This is a genomic window from Streptomyces sp. BE20 (assembly GCF_036322525.1).
In the GTDB taxonomy this organism is placed as follows: domain Bacteria; phylum Actinomycetota; class Actinomycetes; order Streptomycetales; family Streptomycetaceae; genus Kitasatospora.
On sequence record NZ_JAQYWW010001223.1, the window covers coordinates 1 to 21,802 of the forward strand.

General features: G+C 72.5%; 22 protein-coding genes. 8 read left to right on the forward strand and 14 right to left on the reverse strand.

Features of this window, described 5'->3' with window-relative positions; translation table 11 throughout:
- The 3 genes from PUR61_RS42275 to PUR61_RS42285 form a co-directional block, all read left to right on the forward strand.
- The coding region (locus tag PUR61_RS42275; protein ID WP_329885289.1) for a hypothetical protein at positions 1-217 on the forward strand (217 nt) is incomplete at its 5' end.
- Complete coding sequence (locus tag PUR61_RS42280; protein WP_329885290.1) at positions 205-507, forward strand: hypothetical protein; 303 nt, start codon at positions 205-207, stop codon at positions 505-507. The genes PUR61_RS42275 and PUR61_RS42280, both read left to right, overlap by 13 nt.
- A 262-nt stretch (positions 508-769) precedes the next feature.
- Positions 770-1,369 (forward strand): hypothetical protein, encoded by a 600-nt coding sequence (locus PUR61_RS42285; RefSeq protein WP_329885291.1) that lies wholly within the window; start codon positions 770-772, stop codon positions 1,367-1,369.
- Between the two features lie 78 nt (positions 1,370-1,447).
- Here the strand turns inward: PUR61_RS42285 and PUR61_RS42290 are convergent, their stop codons facing one another.
- Together PUR61_RS42290 and PUR61_RS42295 are read right to left on the reverse strand one after the other, a co-directional pair.
- The gene (locus tag PUR61_RS42290) at positions 1,448-1,921 is read right to left on the reverse strand and encodes an Lrp/AsnC family transcriptional regulator (RefSeq protein ID WP_329885292.1); all 474 of its coding nucleotides are present in this window, start codon (positions 1,919-1,921) and stop codon (positions 1,448-1,450) included.
- A 120-nt stretch (positions 1,922-2,041) separates the two neighbouring features.
- Positions 2,042-2,473 (reverse strand): MarR family winged helix-turn-helix transcriptional regulator, encoded by a 432-nt coding sequence (locus PUR61_RS42295; RefSeq protein WP_329885293.1) that lies wholly within the window; start codon positions 2,471-2,473, stop codon positions 2,042-2,044.
- 89 nt (positions 2,474-2,562) lie between these two features.
- Between PUR61_RS42295 and PUR61_RS42300 the strand changes: the two genes are divergently transcribed.
- On the forward strand, positions 2,563-3,504 hold the full coding sequence (locus PUR61_RS42300; protein WP_443035339.1) for a quinone oxidoreductase family protein: 942 nt from the start codon (positions 2,563-2,565) through the stop codon (positions 3,502-3,504).
- A gap of 79 nt (positions 3,505-3,583) precedes the next feature.
- Here PUR61_RS42300 and PUR61_RS42305 read toward each other — a convergent pair whose 3' ends face one another.
- The gene (locus tag PUR61_RS42305; RefSeq protein WP_329885294.1) at positions 3,584-4,192 is read right to left on the reverse strand and encodes a DUF7691 family protein; all 609 of its coding nucleotides are present in this window, start codon (positions 4,190-4,192) and stop codon (positions 3,584-3,586) included.
- A 337-nt stretch (positions 4,193-4,529) separates the two neighbouring features.
- Between PUR61_RS42305 and PUR61_RS42310 the strand changes: the two genes are divergently transcribed.
- Entirely contained in the window at positions 4,530-4,712 is a 183-nt protein-coding gene (locus PUR61_RS42310) for a PspC domain-containing protein (protein ID WP_329885295.1), read from the forward strand.
- 158 nt (positions 4,713-4,870) lie between these two features.
- On the opposite strand, the gene PUR61_RS42315 is transcribed toward PUR61_RS42310, so the two are convergent.
- The 3 genes from PUR61_RS42315 to PUR61_RS42325 form a co-directional block, all read right to left on the reverse strand.
- The gene (locus PUR61_RS42315; RefSeq protein WP_329885296.1) at positions 4,871-5,221 is read right to left on the reverse strand and encodes an ATP-binding protein; all 351 of its coding nucleotides are present in this window, start codon (positions 5,219-5,221) and stop codon (positions 4,871-4,873) included.
- A gap of 233 nt (positions 5,222-5,454) precedes the next feature.
- Positions 5,455-6,603, reverse strand: a complete 1,149-nt coding sequence (locus PUR61_RS42320) for an adenosine deaminase (RefSeq protein WP_329885297.1) — start codon at positions 6,601-6,603, stop codon at positions 5,455-5,457.
- A gap of 132 nt (positions 6,604-6,735) precedes the next feature.
- Positions 6,736-7,653, reverse strand: coding sequence for a LysR family transcriptional regulator (locus PUR61_RS42325; RefSeq protein WP_329885725.1), 918 nt, complete (start codon positions 7,651-7,653; stop codon positions 6,736-6,738).
- A gap of 155 nt (positions 7,654-7,808) precedes the next feature.
- On the opposite strand from PUR61_RS42325, the gene PUR61_RS42330 reads away from it, so the two are divergent.
- Positions 7,809-9,257 (forward strand): MFS transporter, encoded by a 1,449-nt coding sequence (locus PUR61_RS42330; RefSeq protein ID WP_329885298.1) that lies wholly within the window; start codon positions 7,809-7,811, stop codon positions 9,255-9,257.
- 178 nt (positions 9,258-9,435) lie between these two features.
- Positions 9,436-10,107 carry an alpha/beta fold hydrolase gene (locus PUR61_RS42335; protein ID WP_329885299.1) on the forward strand — a complete coding sequence of 224 codons (672 nt, stop codon included), beginning with the start codon at positions 9,436-9,438 and terminating at the stop codon, positions 10,105-10,107.
- A 61-nt stretch (positions 10,108-10,168) separates the two neighbouring features.
- Here PUR61_RS42335 and PUR61_RS42340 read toward each other — a convergent pair whose 3' ends face one another.
- The 8 genes from PUR61_RS42340 to PUR61_RS42375 all read right to left on the reverse strand — a co-directional run bounded on the left by PUR61_RS42340 (position 10,169) and on the right by PUR61_RS42375 (position 20,795).
- Positions 10,169-11,446 carry a thymidine phosphorylase gene (locus PUR61_RS42340; RefSeq protein WP_329885300.1) on the reverse strand — a complete coding sequence of 426 codons (1,278 nt, stop codon included), beginning with the start codon at positions 11,444-11,446 and terminating at the stop codon, positions 10,169-10,171.
- Positions 11,447-11,636: 190 nt separating this feature from the next.
- Positions 11,637-12,035, reverse strand: coding sequence for a cytidine deaminase (locus PUR61_RS42345; RefSeq protein WP_329885301.1), 399 nt, complete (start codon positions 12,033-12,035; stop codon positions 11,637-11,639).
- Complete coding sequence (locus tag PUR61_RS42350; protein WP_329885302.1) at positions 12,032-13,297, reverse strand: ABC transporter permease; 1,266 nt, start codon at positions 13,295-13,297, stop codon at positions 12,032-12,034. The genes PUR61_RS42345 and PUR61_RS42350 overlap by 4 nt, the downstream gene beginning before the upstream one ends.
- Positions 13,294-14,451, reverse strand: a complete 1,158-nt coding sequence (locus PUR61_RS42355; protein WP_329885303.1) for an ABC transporter permease — start codon at positions 14,449-14,451, stop codon at positions 13,294-13,296. Before PUR61_RS42355 ends, PUR61_RS42350 begins: the two co-directional genes overlap by 4 nt.
- Positions 14,452-14,455: 4 nt before the next feature.
- Complete coding sequence (locus PUR61_RS42360) at positions 14,456-16,018, reverse strand: ABC transporter ATP-binding protein (protein WP_329885726.1); 1,563 nt, start codon at positions 16,016-16,018, stop codon at positions 14,456-14,458.
- Positions 16,019-16,361: 343 nt separating this feature from the next.
- Entirely contained in the window at positions 16,362-17,420 is a 1,059-nt protein-coding gene (locus PUR61_RS42365) for a BMP family lipoprotein (RefSeq protein WP_329885304.1), read from the reverse strand.
- A 264-nt stretch (positions 17,421-17,684) separates the two neighbouring features.
- Complete coding sequence (locus tag PUR61_RS42370) at positions 17,685-18,962, reverse strand: amidohydrolase (RefSeq protein ID WP_329885305.1); 1,278 nt, start codon at positions 18,960-18,962, stop codon at positions 17,685-17,687.
- Between the two features lie 231 nt (positions 18,963-19,193).
- Entirely contained in the window at positions 19,194-20,795 is a 1,602-nt protein-coding gene (locus PUR61_RS42375) for an acyl-CoA mutase large subunit family protein (protein WP_329885306.1), read from the reverse strand.
- A gap of 119 nt (positions 20,796-20,914) precedes the next feature.
- On the opposite strand from PUR61_RS42375, the gene PUR61_RS42380 reads away from it, so the two are divergent.
- The gene (locus PUR61_RS42380) at positions 20,915-21,658 is read left to right on the forward strand and encodes an SDR family oxidoreductase (protein ID WP_329885307.1); all 744 of its coding nucleotides are present in this window, start codon (positions 20,915-20,917) and stop codon (positions 21,656-21,658) included.
- Positions 21,659-21,802 lie beyond the last annotated feature (144 nt).

Below are 21,802 nucleotides of genomic sequence, written 5' to 3' on the forward strand. Positions count from 1 at the left end.
CCGCACCTACACCGAGTCCGAGGTCGCCGCGCTCCTCCGCGAACTCCACGAAGCGGGCCGCCCGTTCGGCATCCAGTGGGGATCGGCCGCCACCAACGGCACCACCGTCGACGGCCGCCTCCTCGTCGACTTCGGCAACGCCCCCGTCGCCACCCTCCTCAACCTCCTCCACCTCCTCCGCTCCACCGAAAGGAACGACCCCCCGTGGGACTCCTGATCCCCCTCGTCACCGAGGCCGTCCACACCGAGCGCACCACCGTCGCCCACGTCACCGTCGAGACCGTTCCCGACGCCACCCTCCAGCTCCGCCTCGCCCCCGACCTCGACATCCACGCCGCCCCCGGCGAGCACCTCGCCGTCCCCCTCACCCGCGACCAGGCCGAGGACCTCCTCCACGCCCTCGCCGCCCGGCTCGGCCACCGCCTCCTGCGAATCCAGCGGCGAGGCCCGGCACCGCCGACCACCTGGTCGGCGCGGCCTTCGCCGTCCTCCTCGCCCTCGCGATGACCACCGTCGCCCTGGGCGTCATCACCGCCCTCAGGGTCCACCGCGAACCGGCCGACGACGAGCCCGACAGGCGCATACCGCGCTGATCCCGCCCCACCCGCACGGCGGCTGCCGCCCCAGCCGCCGCCCACCCACCGCGCACCCGCACCCGCACCCGCACCCGCACCCGCACCCGCACCAAAAGTCGACACCACCGACTTCCCACTCCGACCCGTGCACCGTCCTTGACGTGCCTACGGGCGAAGTCCCATAGTCCGTACACATGTTCCCCACCGCACATCGCCGGACGACGCGCCGACTCCTCTCCAGAGCCGCTGCGCTGCCGGTGTGCCTGTACGCCGCGGGAATCTGGGAGAGCCGCTCGGGCGGACACCTGCTCGTCGCCGACGCCTTCGACCGCCCGATACTGCTGATCAGCTGCTCGCTCGCCCTGCTGGTGCTCGCCGCCTGCTTCATGAAGCCCGGCCGCGACCGCATCGTCGCGGCGCTCTTCACCGTGCTCGTCTGGATCACGGTCATGATCGGCGGCGTCCTGCTCCAGGGCCTGCGCGTCACCGAGACGATGAGCCGCGAGCAGGCCCCGGACCGGCCCGACCGGGCGCTCGTCGTACGCCTCCAGGCCGATCCGGGAGGCGAGACCGAGAGCCAGTACTGGTCGATCCTGGTCGAGGCCGGCACCGGCTGGTGCGCCCGCCGGTGGACCGTCCACGAGATGGCCGGGCAGTACCCGGGCTACGGAGCGTTCAAGTCCGCGACGTGGACGGGCCCCGACCGGATCACCGTCACGACCGACATGCACGTCAAGGTGTTCAGCCTGTCCGCGGGCGACGGCCACCCCCTGCCGGCCCCGGACACCCCCTGACCCCTCCGGAGGACGACGAACGCCCGGACGCGAGCCCCGACCGCACGCGGATTGCATCCTTGCCACCTGCGCCCCGCCTCACGACGACGCGGCGACCGCCCGGGGTGCGGCCGGGCCGCGGGACGACTGCGTCCGGCTCAGCACCAGGCTGGTGGTCGTGCTCCCGAACTGGGCCAGCTCGTCGACGATCTCCTCAAGATGCGCCAGCGACGTGGTCGCCACCTTCATGACGTAGCAGTCGTCCCCGGTGGTGCGCAGGCACTCCAGGATCTCCGGACGCTCCCCGAGCAACCGCCGCAACGGCTCGTGCCGCGTCCCCGGCCCCGGGTACTTCAGCCGGACCACGGCGTGCACCGGGTACCCGGCCCGCTCCAGGTCGACCTCCGCCCGGAAGCCCGTGATCACCCCGACCGACTCCAGCCGCCGCACCCGCTCCGTCGTCGCCGACGCGCTCAGGTTCACCCGCCGCGCCAGCTCCGTGAACGCGACCCGGCCGTCCCGCTGGAGCTCCGCCAGGATCGCCCAGTCCGTCGCATCAAGGCTCTCGGTCATCCGCCCAGGCTACCGACGGATCGGTTGCCGACGGATCCACGGCCGAACCGCCCCCGGACAGGCCGAGATCCCTCCTGCCGGAGCCGGCGCCACCGCGCGACCCCGCACCGCCCGGCGGCCCTACGCCCCCTCGTGGACCCGCGCCAGCAGGGCCATCAACTGCCGCTGCTCGTCCGGGTTCAGCGGTGCGAGCAGTTCCTCGTTGGCTGCCTCGGCCAGGGCCGCGCAGCGGGCGAGCACCGCCGCCCCCTCCGGGGTCACCGTCACCGCGTTCTTCCGCTTGTCGGCCGGATCCGGGGACCTCAGGACGTACCCCGCCCGCTGGAGGTGGTTGAGGATGCCGACCATGTCCTTGGGGTCGACGGCGAGCAGCCGCCCCAGGTCGGCCTGGGCCACCGGGCCGTACTCGGCGGTGGCGGCCAGCGCCGCGTGCTGCATGAGCCTCAGTCCCTCCCCGGCGATCGCGTCGGCGACCAGGCCCCGGCCGCGCGCCGCGACGCGACCGGCGAGCCAGCTCGGCAGGGACTGGAGGTGCTGGAGGGGCGAGGTCATGGTCCCAGGCTACTCGGGTTTTCATTGGACTTCCCCATGACTTTCGGCCTATCGTTGGGATATCCAATGACTTCAGGCCGGGAGGTCCTGTGCTGCGCATCCGCCACGACATCGACGACGGCCACACCGCGCTCCGCGCCGAGGAGGCCGCCGCCCCCACCCCGGGAGCCGGGGAACTGCTGGTCCGGGTCGAGGCGGTCGGCGTCACCCTGCCGACCGTCCGCAAGGTCCGCGAGGGCGGCGGGCCGGTCCCCCTCGGCGGCGAGGTCGCGGGGCGGGTCGTCGCCACGGGCCCGGGAGACGGCGCACCCGGTGGCAACGCCGCCTTCGCCGTCGGCGACCGCGTCACCGGACTCTGCTTCGCCGACGCCTACGCCGAGTTCGCCGTCCTGAACACCGCGATGGCCTCCCGGATCCCCGACGACGCCACCGCCGTCGAGGCCGTCGCCCTGGTCCGCAGCGGGCTCGTGGCGTGCGGGGCCTACGAGTCGGCCCGCGTGGAGCCCGGCGAGTCCGTCCTGGTCACGGCCGCCGCGAGCGGGGTCGGCGCGCTCGCCCTCCAGTACGCCCGGGCCGGCGGAGCGGGCCGTGTCGTCGCGGCCGTCGGCAACCCCGCCAAGGACGACTTCGTGCGCGGCCTCGGGGCCGACGAGGTGGTCCACTACGACGACGCCGACTGGGGCGCCCCGTACGACGTGATCCTCGACGGCGTCGGCGGCGACCTGCTCGCACCCGCCGTCCGCACCCTCGCCACCGGCGGCCGGCTGGTGGCCTACAGTTCCGGCGGCGGCACCGTCGAGGCGTACGAACTCCTGCTCCACGGCGCGTCCCTGATCGGCTTCCAGATGCGCGCCGTCGCCCTCGGCAAGCCGGACGTCCACGCCCGCCGGCTCCGCGAGCTCTGGCAGCTGCGCGACGCGGGCACCCTGCGCCCGGCCGTCCACGCCGAGATCCCCCTCGCCGAGGCCGCCCGTGCCCACGCCGTCATCGAACAGCGCCGCAACCTCGGCAAGGTCGTTCTCGTGCCGTAGCCGGGGGCGCGGGGCCCCCGGAGTGGTGGTTCCGAGCCTCGTCCCGGCGCCGCCCGCGGCCGGGACGAGCCCGACGCCGCTACGACACGAAGCCCACGACGCCGAAGCCCGGACGCGCCTCGACGTGGCGCAGCCACTTGATGACGTCCATGACGGCCTCGACCACCTCCGGATCCAGCGGCGGCGCGTGCCCCTGCCGCTTGGTCTCCTCGAACTCCTCCAGGGCCCGCAGGCACTGCTCGTGCGTCCACTCGCCGCAACCCGGCAGGTACGAGGACGGAACGGGCGCGGGCAGCCCGGAGTAACCGAACTCGGACACGGACACGGCGGTGATCCTCAGTGCCTTCAGGCCCTCGTCGACGACGGACAGCCAGTCGCCCTTGAACGGGCTGAAGGAGGAGTTGTCCAGGAAGGACCCGGTCAGGCCGCAGAGACGCTTGTAGGCGTAGCCGTACTGGAACGCGTGCTCCCTGTTCTCCACGAAGGGCCCGGCGTGCACCACGGCGTGCAGCGCCTCGTAGGCCGTCGGGGCGCCGGCCTCGATCTCCGACTCGAACCATTCGTCGTCCGACGCCAGGTCCGCGCCGAAGCGGTCCTTGACGACCTGGAGCAGCTGGTCGTCACCGGAGCCGACCAGGGCGCGCGTGGCCTCGGGGTCCAACAGGTACACACTCAGGGAGGAGCTCATGGCACGACGCTATCGCCGAGGACCGACAGCGGAACCACACCGGAACGGCAGCGGATCGCCCGGGACGCCGTGCCCGGCCGGGCACGGCGGGCGCGCCGTCCCCGTGCAGTCGGGCACCCCGCACGAGACGTCGGACCGGCCGACTTCCCACTCCGTCCGCACGCCAACCTCCGGGGCGACCCTGAGGAAAACCCGGAGGCCGGGTCACCCTGCGAGGGGAAGGACGTCAGGGGCCGGATCGGCTTGCGGGCTGAGGTACCGGCCGGGAATCCGGCGGAGCATGGAGGTACGCCAGCCGGAGGGACCGGCCACCGGCGCCACAGCAACGGAGTACGCCATGAGCCGCCTCGCCCGCCCCCGCCACAACCGCGTCATCGCCGGCGTCTGCGCCGGGATCGCCGAGCGGTTCGGACTCACCCCGTGGACCGTCCGCGCGATCTTCCTGGTCTCCTGCCTGCTGCCCGGCCCGCAGTTCCTGATCTACCTGGCGCTCTGGCTGGTACTCCCCCAGGAGCCGTGACCGCCCCGCCGGGGACGGCCACCGCGAACCTCCCCGGCGAGAGCACCAGAACCACCGGCCGGGACCACCGGGACCACCACCACAGGTCGACCACGGCGAACGGGCCGCTCACTCCGGGGGGAGTGAGCGGCCCGTTCGCCGTGCGCGGGTGCGGAGCGTCAGCCGCCGAGGCCCGGGAGGAGCCCGGTGAGCCCGCCGACCGGGGTCTTGTCGAGGCCCGGGATGCTCGGAACGCCCGCGCGGTTGCCGGCCGCACCGGCGACCGGGGCGGTGGCCTGGCCCGCGCTCGGGGCGAGGGTGCCGAGGGTGTTGGCGACCCGGTCACCGCCGGGCAGCTTGGCGGCGGTGTCGGTGACGGCACCGGTGACGGCCGGGTTGGTCAGCGCGCCGGTCGGGAGCCCCAGGCCACCGGTGGCGGCGGGGGCGGCGGACGCGCTGCCGGCGCCGACGGCGGCGATGGCGAGGCCGAGCGCGGCGGTGCCGGCGGCCTTGAGAGTGGCCTGCTTCATGTGGTTGGTCCCCTTGGGTCCTCGTCGGTGGCCGACCGGTACGGCTGGCACGACGGGTTCCGTCCGCCACGGCCGGTCAGCATTGACTGGCACACCGTATTGATTGGATCGCACGAGGACCAAAGGCGGTTCACCCACACGAGTGGGTAGTCGGATGAACGCCAAATTCCTTGCCCGAAAAGGACGTTCAGGACGGGCCCGGAGGGGCGTTCATCCGACGAACGGCGACGGCGTCAGCTGCCGGCGCTGAACAGCCACTCGGCCTTGAGCTCGGCGTAGCCCGGCTTGATCACGTCGTTGATCATCGCGAGCCGCTCGTCGAACGGCAGGAACGCCGACTTCATCGCGTTCACGGTGAACCACTCCATGTCGCCCAGCGTGTAGCCGAAGGCCTCGACCAGGTGGCCGAACTCCTTGCTCATGCTGGTCCCGCTCATCAGCCGGTTGTCGGTGTTCACCGTGACCCGGAACTTCAGCCGGCTGAGCAGCCCGATCGGGTGCTCGGCGTACGACGTGGCCGCCGCCGTCTGCAGGTTGGAGGTCGGGCACATCTCCAGCGGGATCCGCTTGTCGCGGACGTACGCGGCCAGGCGGCCCAGTTGCACGCTGCCGTCCTCGTCGACCGTGATGTCGTCGACGATCCGCACGCCGTGGCCGAGCCGGTCGGCGCCGCAGCACTGCAGGGCCTCCCAGATCGACGGCAGGCCGAAGGCCTCGCCCGCGTGGATGGTGAAGTGGTTGTTCTCGCCCTTGAGGTAGTCGAAGGCGGCCTGGTGGCGGGTGGGGGGGTAGCCCGCCTCGGCGCCGGCGATGTCGAAGCCGACGACGCCCGAGTCGCGGTGGCGGTTGGCCAGCTCCGCGATCTCCTGCGAACGCGCGGCGTGCCGCATCGCGGTGATCAGGGTGCCGATCCGGATGCGGTGGCCCGCGGCGCGGGCGTTGGCCTCGCCGAGGCGGAAGCCGTCCTGCACGGCCTCGACGACCTCGTCGAGGGTCAGGCCGCCTTCGAGGTGCTGCTCGGGGGCGTAGCGGACCTCGGCGTAGACGACGCCGTCGGCGGCGAGGTCCTCGGCGCAGTCGGCGGCGACCTTGATCAGGGCGTCGCGGGTCTGCATGACGGCGCAGGTGTGCGCGAAGGTCTCCAGGTAGCGGACCAGCGAGCCGGAGTCGGCGGCCTCGCGGAACCACTCACCGAGCTCCTTGGGGTCGGTCGTGGGGAGTCCCTGGTAGCCGACGGCCGCGGCCAGCTCGACCACGGTCTCGGGGCGCAGTCCGCCGTCGAGGTGGTCGTGCAGGAGCACCTTCGGAGCGCGGACGATCTGATCGGCGGTGGGGATGCGGGGGCCGGCGCCCGCGATGGTGACGGGGATCTGCTTCTCCATTGCGGGAGTGTAGCTCCTACGCGCGTAGACGGGCCACCGTTCACCGGCCGAATCGGCCAATGTCCACCGGGAATTCCACCAAAGGGACGATCCGGGCAACCTACTCGTCGGTCGTCCGGACCGCCGCCCGCCTCAGTCGTGCTCCAGCAGCCGCCCCCGCCGCGACAGCACGAAGTCCCGGAACGCCGCCACCGGCGGGGTCATCGGCCGCCCCGCCGCCCAGGCCAGCCCGATCGCCCGCCGGGTGCGCGGCGCCGTCACCTCCAGCTCCACCGCCCCCGGCCGCGGCACCAGCGCCGGCGGCAGCAGCGCCACCCCCAGGCCGGCCGCCACCAGCCCGCGCAGCGTCTCCGCCTCCTCGCCCTCGAACGCGAGCCTCGGCACGAACCCCGCCTCCGCGCAGAACCCGTCCGTGATCGCCCGCAGCCCGTACCCCTGTTCCAGCCCGACGAACGGCTCCTCCGCCACCTCCGCCAGCCGGATCCGGCGCCGACCCGCCAACCGGTGGTCGGCCGGGACGACCAGGTGCAGCCGCTGCTCGTCCAGCCGGCGGGCCACCAGCGCCGGATCGTCGTCCGGCACCGGCGCGACCAGGCAGAGGTCCAGCTCCCCGGCCCGCAGCCGGCCCAGCATCGCGCCGACGTAGTCCTGCACCAGCTGGAACCGCACCTGCGGGTACGCGGCCCGGAAGTCCCGGAGCAGCGCCGGGACCGCGTCCGTCCCCATGGTGTGCAGGAAGCCGAACGCCACCCGGCCGGTCGCCGGGTCCGCCTCCGCGCGGGCCGCCTCGGCACCGCGCTCGACCTCGGCCAGGGCCCGCTCGACCGAGTCGAGCAGCAGCCGGCCGGCCCTGGTCAGCCGGACCGTCCGGCCCTGACGGGCCAGCAGGTCCACCCCCAGCTCGGCCTCCAGCCGGGCCACCGCCCGGGACAGCGTCGGCTGCGGCATGCCCAGCACCGCGGCCGCCTGCGTCACGTGTTCCAGTCGCGCCACCGCCGCGAACTGGGCCAGCCTCGGGGCCAGTTGCGTCGCCGGAAGGTCCGGCCCCAACTCCGCGAGCCGGGCCGGGGCCCCGCTTCCCCCGTCGTCCTCCACGCCTGCACGCACCACCCTCACCGCCGCACGCTCGACTCATACCCGTAGGCATGCATTATCGACGTCTCATGCATTGGACGCATCATTCGGCCGGGCCTACGGTCGATCCCATGCAGCCCTCCAGTACCGGGGCGTCCGTGGCCACTCCGGACGCCCTCGCCCAGCCGATCCCGAAGACCGCCGCGGGACCGAGGACCGCCGCGGCCCCGGCGACCGCCACCGCCCGGCAGGACGCCGCAGCGCGGCAGGACACCGCCGCCTGGCAGCGCACCGCGGCGCGAAGGCCCGCCGCCACCGCGGAGGCCGTCGCCGCCGCCACCGCCGACGACCGCCACCGCCCCGGGCAGCGCGCCTTCCGCCGCGCCAACCTCGCGCTGTTCGCCGCCGGTATCGCGACCTTCGTCCTGCTCTACTCCACCCAGGGCCTGCTGCCGGTCCTCTCCTCCGACCTCGACCTGACCCCCGGCCAGGCCAGCTGGACGGCCTCCGCCGCCACCCTCGGACTCGCCCTCGCCCTGCTCCCCGCCAGCGCGCTCTCCGACCGGTACGGCCGCACCGCCGTGATGACGGCGTCCGTCCTGGCCGCCTCCGCCCTCGCGCTGGCGCTGCCCTTCGCCCCCGACCTGACCACCCTGGTCGTGCTCCGGGTCCTCCAGGGCGCCGCCCTCGCCGGGCTACCCGCCACCGCGATGGCCTACCTCGCCGAGGAGGTCCACCCCTCCGCGCTGGCCTCCGCGATGGGTCTGTACGTGGCCGGCAACAGCATCGGCGGCATGGGCGGCCGGCTGCTCTCCGGCTGGGTCGCCGCCGGCTTCGGCTGGCGCTGGGGCCTGGCGGCCTCCGCCGCCCTCGCGCTGCTGGCCGCGCTGGCCTTCCGGCTGCTCATCCCCGCCGCCCGGCACTTCGCCCCGGCCCCGGTGGACGCCCGCGCCCTGGCCCGCACGGTCGGCCGCCACCTGGGCAACCCGCTGCTGGTCCGGCTGTACCTGCTCGGGATGCTCTTCATGGCCGTCTTCGGCGCGGTCTACAACACCGTCGGGTACCGGCTGATCGCCGCGCCGTTCCACCTGCCGGAGTCGGTGGCCGCCTCGATCTTCGTCGTCTACCTGGTCGGCACCGGCACCTCGGCCGCCGCCGGCCGACTCTCCGGCCGGCTCGGCCGGCGCGGCGCGCTCTACGTCGCGATCGGCACCACCGCCGCCGGTCTGCTGCTCTCGCTCGCCGACTCGCTGGCCTGCGTGCTGCTCGGCCTGGTCCTGATCACCGCCGGCTTCTTCGCCGGCCACGCCACCGCGTCCTCGGCGGTCGGCCGCACCGCCACCGAGGGCCGCGCCCAGGCCTCCGCGCTGTACCTGATCGCCTACTACCTGGGCAACAGCCTCGGCGGCACCGTCGGCGCGGACGCCTACCACTCCACCGGCTGGCCGGGCGCCGCCACCGTCGGCCTCGCCGCCATGGCCCTCGCCGCCGGGGTCACCCTCTACGCCACCCGCCGCGCCCACACCGCCGCCACCCTCCGGCGGGCCGAAGGTCTGCCGGGCGGGCTCTCCGCCCGGTAGCCCTCCCGGGTCCACCCCGTCGGATGCCGCCGCCGGATCACGCCCCGGGACCTGCCGATTCCGTCGCCGCCCGGCGGATACCTGACGTTCGCTGTCAGGTATCCGCCGTAGCTTTCCTCCCGTACGACCCGTACGACCCGTACGACTCTTCCCACCCGTACGAGCAGAGGAGCGCACGATGACCGCCTTCGTCCTGATCCCCGGCATGCTGCACGGCGGCTGGTGGTTCCGGCCGCTCACGGACGGCCTGCGCGCCGCCGGGCACGAGGTGTACCCGCTGACGCTGACCGGGGTGGCCGAGCGCGGCCACCTGAACAACGGGACGGTCAACCTCGACACGCACATCCAGGACGTGGTGTCCGTGCTGGAGGCCGAGCAGCTCACGGACGTGGTGCTGGTCGCGCACAGCTACGGCGGGATGGTCGCCTCCGGCGCGGCCGACCGGGTGCCGGAGCGGATCGCGTCGCTGCTGTACGCGGACGCCTTCGTCCCGCGCGACGGCGAGTCGGCGTACGGGATCGTCGACGAGGTCTGGAAGCAGCGGTACCTGGCCGGCGCGTCCGCCGACGGCCTCACCACGGCGGGCCGCAATCCCGCGCTGGACCCGCGCGCCGGCGTCCACCCGCTGGCGTCCCTGCTGCAGTCGATCACCCTGACCGGCGCCCTGGACGCCGTCACCCGGCGCACCTACCTCCACGCCTCGGCCTTCGAGGAGAGCCCGCTCCTGGAGACCTTCACGCGGCTGAGCGAGGACCCGACCTGGACGGTGATCACCCTCCCCTTCGGCCACGACCTGATCCGCGAGGCGCCCGAGGAGTTCCTCAAGCTCGCCCTCGCCGCCGCCGGCTGACGCCGGCCCGTGGACGCCCGCCCACCGGGGGCCCGGTGGGCAGGCGCGGGATCAGGCGATATCAGGCGATGCGGTCCAGCACGATCGGGTTCGGGGTGAACGCCGTGCCGGCCGGGGAGACCTCGACGCCGCCCGCGAGGGCCTCGACCGCGTACTCGAAGCGCTCGGGCGTGTCGGTGTGCAGGGTGAGCAGCGGCTGGCCGGCCACCACGGTGTCGCCGGGCTTGGCGTGCATCTCGACGCCGGCGCCCGCCTGCACCGGGTCCTCCTTGCGGGCCCGGCCCGCGCCGAGGCGCCAGGCGCTGACGCCGACGGCGTAGGCGTCCAGGCTGGTCAGCACGCCCGAGGCCGGGGCGGTGATGACGTGCTGCTCGCGGGCGACCGGCAGCGGGGCGTCGACGTCGCCGCCCTGGGCGGTGATCATGCGGCGCCAGTGGTCCATCGCGGAGCCGTCGCGCAGCGCGTCGGCCGGGTCCTTGCCGTGGACGCCGGCGGCGGCCAGCATCTCGCGGGCCAGCGCCAGGGTGAGCTCCACGACGTCGGCGGGGCCGCCGCCGGCCAGCACCTCGACGGACTCGCGGACCTCCAGCGCGTTGCCCGCGGTGAGGCCGAGCGGGGTGGACATGTCGGTGAGCAGCGCGACGGTGTTGACGCCCGCGGCCTTGCCCAGGCCGACCATGGTGCGGGCCAGCTCCTGGGCGTCGCCGAGGTTCTTCATGAACGCGCCGGAGCCGACCTTGACGTCCAGCACGAGTGCGCCGGTGCCCTCGGCGATCTTCTTGGACATGATCGAGGAGGCGATCAGCGGGATGGCCTCGACGGTGCCGGTCACGTCGCGCAGGGCGTACAGCTTCTTGTCGGCGGGGGCGAGACCGTCGCCGGCCGCACAGATCACCGCGCCGGACGAGCGCAGCACGTCCATCATCTCGTCGTTCGAGAGCAGGGCGCGCCAGCCGGGGATGGACTCCAGCTTGTCGAGGGTTCCGCCGGTGTGGCCGAGGCCGCGGCCGGAGAGCTGCGGGACGGCGGCGCCGCAGGCGGCGACGAGCGGGGCGAGCGGCAGGGTGATCTTGTCGCCGACGCCGCCGGTGGAGTGCTTGTCGCTGGTGGGCTGGGCGAGGGACGAGAAGTCCATCCGGACGCCGGAGCGGATCATCGCGTCGGTCCAGCGGCTGATCTCGCGGAGGTTCATGCCGTTCAGCAGGATGGCCATGGCCAGGGCGGACATCTGCTCGTCGGCGACCTCGCCGCGGGTGTAGGCGTCGATGACCCAGTCGATCTGAGCGTCGCTCAGCTCGTCGCGCTCGCGCTTGGTCCTGATGACGGAGATGGCGTCCATGGTTGCTCCATTGCTCCCGGGAGGGGATTTCGGAAAAGCAGCGTTCAAAAGCGGCATTCAAAAGCGGCGTGCGGGGGTGCCGCACGCGGAAAGCATCGCGCGCAGGCGGCACCCGAAAAGCGAAGAGTGCCGCGAGTCGGCCCGGTCAGGGCCCGCTCGCGACACTCTACGCGCGTAACAAATGGCAGTGCTAGAGCCGCTCCGGCCCGAACGCGTCGGGCAGGACCTCACTCATCGGGCGCACCCCGGACGGCAGCTCGATCAGCAGCTCCGGCCCGCCGTGCTCGTACAGCAGCTGGCGGCAGCGCCCGCACGGCATCAGCAGCTCGCCGGCCCCGTCCACGCAGGTGAACGCGGTCAGCCGGCCGCCTCCGCCGGCGTGCAGCGCGGAGACCAGACCGCACTCGGCGCAGAGGCCGATCCCGTACGAGGCGTTCTCGACGTTGCAGCCGGTGACCACCCGGCCGTCGTCCACCAGGGCGGCCGCGCCGACCGGGAACCTGCTGTACGGGGCGTAGGCGTGGGTCATCGCCTCGCGCGCCGCCTCGCGGAGCGCCTCCCAGTCGACCGTCGGGGCCGCGGCCGTCACTTGCCCTGGCCCTTGCGGTAGATCTGGCCGTCGGCCTTCGGCGGGCGCAGCCGCTGCGAGGCCAGCGAGAGCACCACCAGGGTGATGACGTACGGCGTCGCCACGATCAGCGGACGCTGCACCTCCTCGGTGGTGAAGTACCAGGTGAAGAGGCCACCGGCGACCACGAAGGTGATCAGCGCGGCCGGGATCTTGCGGCGGTACAGGTTCCAGAGCGCCAGCAGCACCATCGCGATGGCGACCACCAGGATCAGCACGTGCACCGACTCCGGGTCACGCAGCTGGAGGCTGTCGGTGAAGCCGAACAGGCCCGCGCCCATGGCGAGACCGCCCGGCATCCAGTTGCCGAAGATCATCGCCGCGAGGCCGATGAAGCCACGGCCGTTGGTCTGGCCGTCCTTGTAGAAGTGCGCCGCGACCAGCGAGAGGTACGCGCCGCCGAGGCCCGCGAAGGCGCCGGAGGTGATGACCGCGAGGTACTTGTACTTGTAGACGTTGACGCCCAGCGACTCCGCAGCGGTCGGGTTCTCGCCGCAGGAGCGCAGCCGCAGGCCGAACACGGTGCGCCAGAGCGCGAAGTAGCTGACCACGATCAGCGCGCCGGCCAGCAGCACGACCACCGAGATGTTGGTGACCAGACCGCCGAGCACGCCGGCCACGTCGGAGACCAGGAACCAGTGGTGGGTCTCGATGTCCTTCAGGCCGGACGAGAGGCCGGGGATCGTGATGTACGGCAGCGGATCGGCCGGCGGGGACTGGTTCGCGCCGGCACCGGCGGAGATGTAGTCCTTGTAGTAGATCCGGTTGACGTACGCGCAGATGCCGGGGATCAGCAGGTTGACGCCGACGCCGGAGACGATGTGGTCGACGCCGAACGTCACGGTGATGACCGCGTGGAGCAGACCGCCCAGCGCACCGCCGAGCATGCCGGCCACCAGGCCGAACCACGGGCTGACCAGGTAGCCGCCCCAGGCGCCGGCGAAGGTGCCGGCGACCATCATGCCTTCGAGGCCGATGTTGACCACGCCGGCCCGCTCGGACCAGAGACCGCCGAGGCCCGCCATGCCGATCGGCACGGCGGCGCTGAGCGCGGCGGTGACCTGACCGGAGGAGGTCAGCGAGTGGTTGTCGGTGATCATGCCGACGGCCGAGAAGAGGACCAGGGCGCCCGCGATCAGCAGCAGCACCACCGGCCAGGACATCTTGCGCTTCTTGGCGGGAGCGCCCGGCGCCTTCGCCCGGGCTGCGGTGGCCGTGCTCATGCGGACACCTCCTTCTTCTCGTTGGCCGCGGCGGCCTGGGCGGCGAGTTCGGCGCCGACCTTCTGCTGCTGGCGCTTGAGGCCGTAGCGACGCACCAGCTCGTAGGCGACGACGACGCAGATGACGATGGTGCCCTGCATGACCGGGACGATCTCGAACGGGAAGCCGCCCTGGAGCGGCAGCTGGGAGCCGGTGGCGTCCAGGAAGGCGAAGAGCAGGGCCGCGAAGGCCATGCCGATCGGGCTGTTGCGGCCGAGCAGCGCGACCGAGATGCCCAGGAAGCCGAGGCCGCCCTGGAAGCTCTGGCCGTAGTTGTACGAGTTCTGCAGCAGCTCGGGCAGACCGATCAGACCGGCCAGCGCACCGGAGACCGCCATGGAGATGACGACCATGCGCTTGACGTTCACGCCGGACGCGGTCGCCGCGGACTCCGAGCGGCCGGTGGCGCGCAGGTCGAAGCCGAAGCGGGTCCGGGTCAGGGTGAACTGGAAGGCCACGCCGACCAGGATCGCGATGAAGAGGAAGCCGTAGAGCGGGCCGCCGTCGGTGTTGATCGCGAAGAAGTGACTGGACTCCGAGACCGGGGCGGTCTGGATCGAGTTGCTGGTGCCGCTCTTCTCCGGCGCGAAGATGCCGGGGACGAGCAGCAGGCCGACAATGGCGACCGCGATGGCGTTCAGCATGATGGTCGAGATGACCTCGCTGACGCCGCGGAGGACCTTCAGCAGACCGGCGATGCTCGCGTACAGGCCGCCGACCAGCATGGCGGTGATCAGCAGCAGCGGGATCTGGATGAACGACGGCAGGTCGAGCCGGCTGCCGACGAAGGCGGCGAACAGCGCGGCCACCTTGTACTGGCCCTCGACGCCGATGTTGAAGAGGTTCATCCGGAAGCCGAAGGCGGCGGCCGCGGCGGCCAGGTAGTACGTGGTGGACCGGTTGAGGATGGCCACCTGGCCGTCCGACTTGGTGGCGTACGTGATCATCACGTTCCAGGCGTCGAACGGGTTCTTGCCCGAGGTCGCCAGGAGGACGGAACAGATCACGACGGAGAGCAGCACGGCGAGCACCGGCGCTGCGAGGGCGAGCACGATCTTCTCGCCGCTGATCCGCTGCGCCAGCGAACGCTTGGCTGCGGGGTTGGGACTGGTCATGTGGCTACTCCCCCGCCTGCTGGTCGTCGGCGGTGTCGGTGGGGGTGTCGTCCCCGGCGGTGACGGACGGGGCGTCGTCCCCGGCGGCGGGCTCGGCCTCGGTGCCCTCGACCCGGGTCGCCTGGAACTCCTCGACGGCCTCGGGCTCGGACTCGATGTGGCCGCGGGCCGCACCGGTCATCGCGGTGCCGAGGTCCTCGGCGGTGACGGTGGCCGGGTCCGCGTCGGCGACCAGCCGGCCGCGGTAGATCACCCGGATGGTGTCGGAGAGCCCGATCAGCTCGTCCAGGTCGGCGGAGATCAGCAGGACCGCGAGGCCCTCGCGCTGCGCGACCCGGATGTGCTCCCAGATCTGCGCCTGCGCGCCGACGTCCACACCGCGGGTGGGGTGGGCGGCGATCAGCAGCTTGGGCCGGTGGCTCATCTCGCGGCCGATGATCAGCTTCTGCTGGTTGCCGCCGGAGAGGGAGGCCGCGGTGACCTCGATGCCGGGGGTGCGGACGTCGTACTGCTCGACGATCCGCGCGGTGTCCTTGCGGGCACCGGCGGGATCGAGCAGGACGCCCTTGGAGTTCGGGGCCTCGGTGACGTGGCCGAGGATCCGGTTCTCCCAGAGCGGGGCCTCCAGCAGCAGGCCGTGCCGGTGGCGGTCCTCGGGGATGTAGCCGATGCCGGCCTGGCGGCGGGCCCGGGTGAGGGTGCCGGAGAGGTCCTTGCCGTCGAGGGTGACGGCGCCTGCGTCGAGCGGCAGCATGCCCATGACGGCCTCGACCAGTTCGGCCTGGCCGTTGCCCTCGACGCCGGCGATGCCGAGGATCTCGCCCTTGTGGATGCGCAGCGAGATGTCGTCCAGGACCACGCGCTCGATGCCCTCGGCGTCGGTCTTGGCGATCCGCAGGCCCGCGACGTCCAGCATCACGTCGGTGGTGACGGTGGACTCGCGGCTCTCCGGGGAGGGCAGCTCGGAGCCGACCATCAGCTCGGCCAGCTGGCGGGCGCTGACGCTCTTCGGGTCCGCGTCGCCGACGGTGGTGCCGCGGCGGATGACGCTGATCGCGTCCGCCACCGAGAGCACCTCGTGCAGCTTGTGCGAGATGAAGATGACGGTGACGCCCTCGGACTTGAGCTCGCGCAGGTTGTCGAAGAGCGCGTCGACCTCCTGCGGGACGAGCACCGCGGTGGGCTCGTCGAGGATCAGGATCTTGGCGCCGCGGTAGAGCACCTTGAGGATCTCGACGCGCTGGCGGTCGGCCACGCCGAGGTCCTCGACCAGGGTGTCCGGGCGCACGCCCAGGCCGTACTGGTCGGAGATCTCCTTGATCTTCGCCTTGGCCTTGGCACCGATGCCGTACAGGTGCTCGCCGCCGAGGACGACGTTCTCCCAGACGGTGAGGTTGTCGGCGAGCATGAAGTGCTGGTGCACCATGCCGATGCCGCGCGCGATGGCCTCGCCCGGGGTGTTGAACTCGCACAGCTCACCGTTGATCGCGATGGTGCCCTCGTCCGGCTTCTGCATGCCGTAGAGGATCTTCATCAGCGTCGACTTGCCGGCGCCGTTCTCGCCCATGAGGGCGTGCACGGTACCGGTGCGGACGGTGAGGTTGATGTCGTGGTTGGCCACGACACCGGGGAAGCGCTTGGTGATGCCGCGCAGTTCGACGGCCGGTGTCGCCGTCCCCGCGCTGGGGGTACCGCCCGTGTGCGGGGCGGGGTCGGATGCGGTGATGGCGATCTCCTGGTGGTCTGGAGGCGCGTCGTTGCGCTGGAGGGCCAAAAGCGAAAAGCGGTGGAGGGACGGGACGGGGCCCGGGGGTACGCACTGAGCGCACCCTTCCGGGCCCCTCCCTGATGTTGCGTCCATCATGGCGCTGCCGGGCAGGCGGCAGCGGCAGCGACGTCCGGTCGAACCCCTACTTGGTGGGGTCGGTCGGGACGGTGGTGGCGCCGCTCTTGATGGCGTTGCCGGCCTCGTCGAGCTTGGCCTTGATGTCGTCGATCTTGTTGCCGGTGGTGGCCAGCGAGACACCGTCGGCCTTGAGGTCGAAGTTCTTCACGCCGGTGAAGGGGGTGCCCTTCTTGATCGACTCGACGTAGGAGAAGACGGCCTTGTCGACGTTCTTCACCATCGACGTGAGGATGCTGTTCTTGTACTTCGCCAGGGCCGGCTGGGCGGCCTGGTCGGAGTCGACGCCGATGGCCAGGGCGTTGGCGTTGGCAGCGGCCTCGATCGCGCCGTTGCCGGAGGAGCCGGCGGCGGTGTAGATGACGTCGGCCTTCTTGTCGAGCTGGCCCTGGGCGGCCTCCTTGCCCTTGTCGGGCGAGGCGAAGCCGGAGAAGTCCGGGGGCGTGGTGAGGTAGGTGACCTCGACCGGCATGTTCGGGTCGACGGACTTGACGCCCGCGCGGTAGCCCGCCTCGAACTTCTTGATCAGCTCGGTCTGCACGCCGCCGATGAAGCCGACGTGCTTGTTCTTCGACTTGAGCGCGGCGGCCACACCGGCCAGGTACGAGCCCTCCTGCTCGGAGAACGTCAGCGAGGTGACGTTGCTCGGCTGGGTCTCGGAGGCCGAGTCGATGATCGCGAACTTGGTGTTCGGGTTCTCCTTGGCGATCTTCTCGACCGCAGCCTGGTACACGAAACCGACCGCGATGATCGGGTTGTAGCCGGCGGTGACCAGGTTCTTGAGCCGGGTCTCCTTGTCGGCCTCGGCCTCGCCGGTCTTGGCGTCGGCCTCGGTCACGGCGACGCCGAGCTCGTTCTTGGCCTTGTCCAGGCCGCGCGCGGCGGAGTCGTTGAACGACTGGTCGCCACGGCCACCGATGTCGTAGGCCATGCCGACCTTCAGGCCGCCGTCGGCGGAGCCGGAAGAGGCGGCGGTGTCGTTGCTCTTTGCGCCGCAAGCGGCGAGCGAGGCGATGCCCAGGGAACCCGAGAGCACAACCGCGGCGAGCTTAGTAGAACGGCGCAAGGGAGTATCTCCTTCTCACACGCACCCGATTAGCGTGGTCGGACGCCACCGTAACGCGCGTAGAACACGGTTGGGTTACGGGCCGCCGGAGCATTCGGGTTGTTATCAAACCGTGGTCTCACGGCCCTCCCGACGCCCCTTTTCCGTGCAGGAACGGCGGTCGGAACTGGCGCAGCCCAGTGTACGTAACCGTAAATAAAGCCTGTATTGCGACAAACCGGACACTCATGGTGAGTGTCCGGTTTACGACCGCCGAAAGGGCCCTCAGAGGACCTCGGAGCCTTCCCCGGGCTCCGTGTCCGGATCCAGGGCCAGCGCCGCGAACAGCTCCACACCGATCGCGATCGCGCGCTCGTCCACATCGAATCTGCCCTGGTGCAGGTCACGGACGGCGGTGTCGCCGGGGGTGCGGACGCCGAGCCGGGCCAGCGCACCCGGAGCGTGCTCCAGGTACCAGGAGAAGTCCTCGCCGCCGAGCGACTGCTCGGTGTCCTCCACCACCTGGCGGCCGGAGCGGCCGAAACGCGCTGTCATGGCCTCCTCCAGCAGGGCCACCGAGACCGCCTCGTTGACCACCGGCGGGACACCCCGGTGGTAGTCCAGCGTCCACTTGGCCCGGTACGTCTCGGCGAGCCTGGCGATCAGCTCGTGCAGCAGCTCCGGCGCATCCCGCCAGCCGGCCAGCTCCAGGCAGCGGACGGTGCCCTCCAGCTCCGCGTGCTGCGGGATCACGTTGGGCGCGGAGCCGGCGGCGATCCGGCCCCAGACCAGCGAGACGCCCCAGCGCGGGTCCATCCGCCGGGCCAGCAGGGTCGGGAGGTCGGCCGCCATCCGGGCGATCGCGGTGACCAGGTCCGTGGTCAGGTGCGGGCGGGCGGTGTGGCCGCCGGGACCGTCCAGGCTCAGGACCAGGCGGTCGCAGGCCGAGGTGATCGCCCCGACCCGCAGCCCGACCCGGCCCACCTCCACCTTCGGGTCGCAGTGCACCGCGAAGATCCGCTCGACGCCGTCCATCCCGCCGGCCGCGATCACGTCCAGCGCACCGCCGGGCATGACCTCCTCGGCGGGCTGGAAGACCAACCGGACCGGACGGCGCAGCTCGCCGGTGCGGGCCGCCTCGGCCAGCACCAGCGCGGTGCCCAGCACCACCGAGGTGTGCACGTCGTGGCCGCAGGCGTGGGCCCGGCCGGGCACGGTCGAACGGTAGGGGACGTCGGTCTTGGCGTCGTCGATCGGCAGGGCGTCGATGTCGGCGCGGAAGGCCAGGAAGCCGGCCCCGCGCGGTGCGGACTCGGGAACGATGTCGACGAGCATTCCGGTGCCGCCCGGGAGGATCCGGGGGGCGAGGCCCGCGGCGACCAGGCGGTCGCGCAGCAGGCCGGTGGTACGGAACTCCTGGCGGCCCAGCTCCGGGTGCCGGTGCAGGTCCCGCCGGAAGGCGATCAGCTCGGGCTCCAGCCCGCTCACCCGGTCACGGAGACCGGCGGCGGGACGGGCAGCGGTGAGGGTGACGGCCGACTGGGCGGACTCACGACGGTTCATCTCAACAAGGGTAGGCCCGTTGGGGGGATTTGGCCCGACTTCCGGAAAAGAAGTCCCCGGATGGGCGCATACCGGCCGAGCAGGTGGGTATGACATCTTGTTTCAGCCGCCTTCCCCAGATTCCTGCCCAGTGCAACGACCGTCGGCGATCAAGGTCACGCCCCTCCCACCAGGGGAATTGACGATGGCTCGGAATCGCACGGCGACACCGACGGTCCGGCCCCGCACCACTCAGAACCGCTCGACCGGGGCGTAGCCGCCCCAGACCTCGCGCAGCGCGTCGCAGACCTCGCCCACGGTGGCCCGGGCGGCCAGCGCCTCCCGCATCGGGTACAGCACGTTGCCCGGCCCCCCGGCCGTCCGGCGCAGCGCGGCCAGCGAGCGGTCCACCGCCGACCGGTCCCGCGCCGCCCGCACCCGGGCCAGCCGGGCCACCTGCCGCCGGCCGGCCTCCGGGTCCACCCTGAGCGGCCGGTAGGGCTCCTCGGACGCCAGCCGGAACCGGTTGACCCCGACCACCGTCCGCTCCCCCGCCTCGGTCTCCCGCTGGATCCGGTAGGCGTTCCGCTCGATCTCCGTCTTCTGGTACCCGGCCTCGATCGCGGCCACCGCGCCGCCGAGTTCCTCGACCCGGGCCATCAGCGCGAGCACGGCCTCCTCCGTCGCGTCGGTCAGCGCCTCCACGGCGTACGAGCCGGCGAACGGGTCGACGGTGGCGGTCACGTCCGTCTCGTACGCGAGCACCTGCTGGGTGCGCAGGGCGAGCCGGGCCGCCTTCTCGGTGGGCAGCGCGATCGCCTCGTCGAAGGAGTTGGTGTGCAGCGACTGGGTGCCGCCGAGCACCGCCGCGAGGGCCTGCACCGCGACCCGGACCAGGTTGACCTCGGGCTGCTGGGCGGTCAGCTGCACCCCGGCGGTCTGGGTGTGGAAGCGCAGCATCTGCGAGCGGGGGTCCCGGGCACCGAACTCGTCGCGCATCACCCGGGCCCAGATCCGGCGGGCCGCGCGGAACTTGGCGACCTCCTCCAGCAGCGTGGTCCGGGCCACGAAGAAGAAGGAGAGCCGGGGCGCGAAGTCGTCCACCGCCAGACCCGCCGCCCGTGCGGCGCGCACGTACGCGATGCCGTCGGCCAGGGTGAAGGCGACCTCCTGCGCGGGCGTCGCCCCGGCCTCGGCCATGTGGTAGCCGGAGATCGAGATGGTGTTCCAGCGCGGGATCTCGGCCCGGCAGTACCGGAGGACGTCCGCGACCAGCCGCAGCGAGGGCCGCGGCGGGAAGATGTAGGTGCCGCGGGCGATGTACTCCTTGAGCACGTCGTTCTGCACGGTGCCGGTGAGCCGGGCCGGCGGCACCCCCCGGGCCTCGCCGACCAGCTGGTAGAGCAGGAGCAGCAGGGCGGCCGGTGCGTTGATGGTCATCGAGGTGGAGACCTCGCCGAGCGGGATGCCCTCGAACAGGTCGGCCACGTCCTCGACGCTGTCCACCGCGACGCCGACCCGGCCGACCTCCCCGGCGGCGAGCGGGGCGTCCGAGTCGTAACCCATCTGGGTCGGCAGGTCGAAGGCGACCGAGAGGCCGGTGGAGCCGCCGGCGATCAGCTGCCGGTAGCGGGCGTTGGACTCGGCCGCGGTGCCGAAGCCGGCGTACTGGCGCATCGTCCAGAGCCGGCCCGTGTACATCGACGGGTGGACGCCCCGGGTGTACGGGTACGCGCCCGGCCGGCCCAGCCGCTCGGCCGGGTCCCGGCCGGCCCGGGCCTCGGGGCCGTAGAGCGGCGCGATCGGGAGGCCCGACTCGGTGCGGCGCGGTTCGGGCGGCGGTTCGGGGGTCATGGTGTCCTCCGCGGTGTTCGGCCGGACGGTCCCCTCCCCTCGCAATGTAACGCCGGCGGCCCAGGGGCGAGCGGCCTTGAGATGATCGGCTGAACCGACCGGATATCTCAGGAGTGGCAATGACCGAGCAGAAGGTGGCCGTCGTCACCGGCGCGAGCAGCGGGATCGGCGCGGCAACCGCCCGCCGGCTCGCGGCCGAGGGCTTCGACGTGGTGCTGACCGCCCGCCGGACCGACCGGATCGAGCAGCTGGCCAAGGAGATCGGTGGGCGCGCCCACACCCTGGACGTGACCGACCGGGCCGCCGTGGACGCCTTCGCGGCCGGGATCGGCCGGGTCGACGTCCTGGTGAACAACGCCGGCGGGGCGATCGGGGCCGAGCCGGTGGAGTCGGGCGACCCGGCGGACTGGCTGGCCATGTACCAGGTGAACGTGCTCGGCGTGCTGCACGTGACGCAGGCGCTGCTGCCGGCCCTGCGGGCGAGCGGCGACGGCACCATCCTCGTCCTCTCCTCCACCGCGGCGCTGGCCGCGTACGAGGGCGGCGGCGGCTACGTGGCGGCCAAGCACGCGGCGCACACCATCGCCGCGACGCTCCGGCTTGAGCTGTGCGGGGAGCCGGTCCGGGTGATCGAGATCGCCCCGGGCATGGTCAAGTCCGAGGGCTTCGCCGTCACCCGGTTCCGGGGCGACGAGGAGAAGGCCGCCTCCGTGTACGCGGGCGTCGCCGAGCCGCTGACCTCGGAGGACGTCGCCGACACCGTGGCCTGGGCGGTCACCCGGCCGTCCCACGTCAACATCGACCTGCTGGTGGTCCGCCCGCGCGCCCAGGCCGCCAACCACAAGGTGCACCGGGAGCTCTGACCCCTCCCCCGCCCCCGGGCCGGCCCGCCGCAGTGCGGCCCGGCCCATGGCGGCGTTCAGGCAGTTCGCATGCGTTCGATCCTTTCGGTACCGGCCTTCCGGGGCCGGTACCCCGGGGGTGCGCACCGGGGTTGTCACCTGACA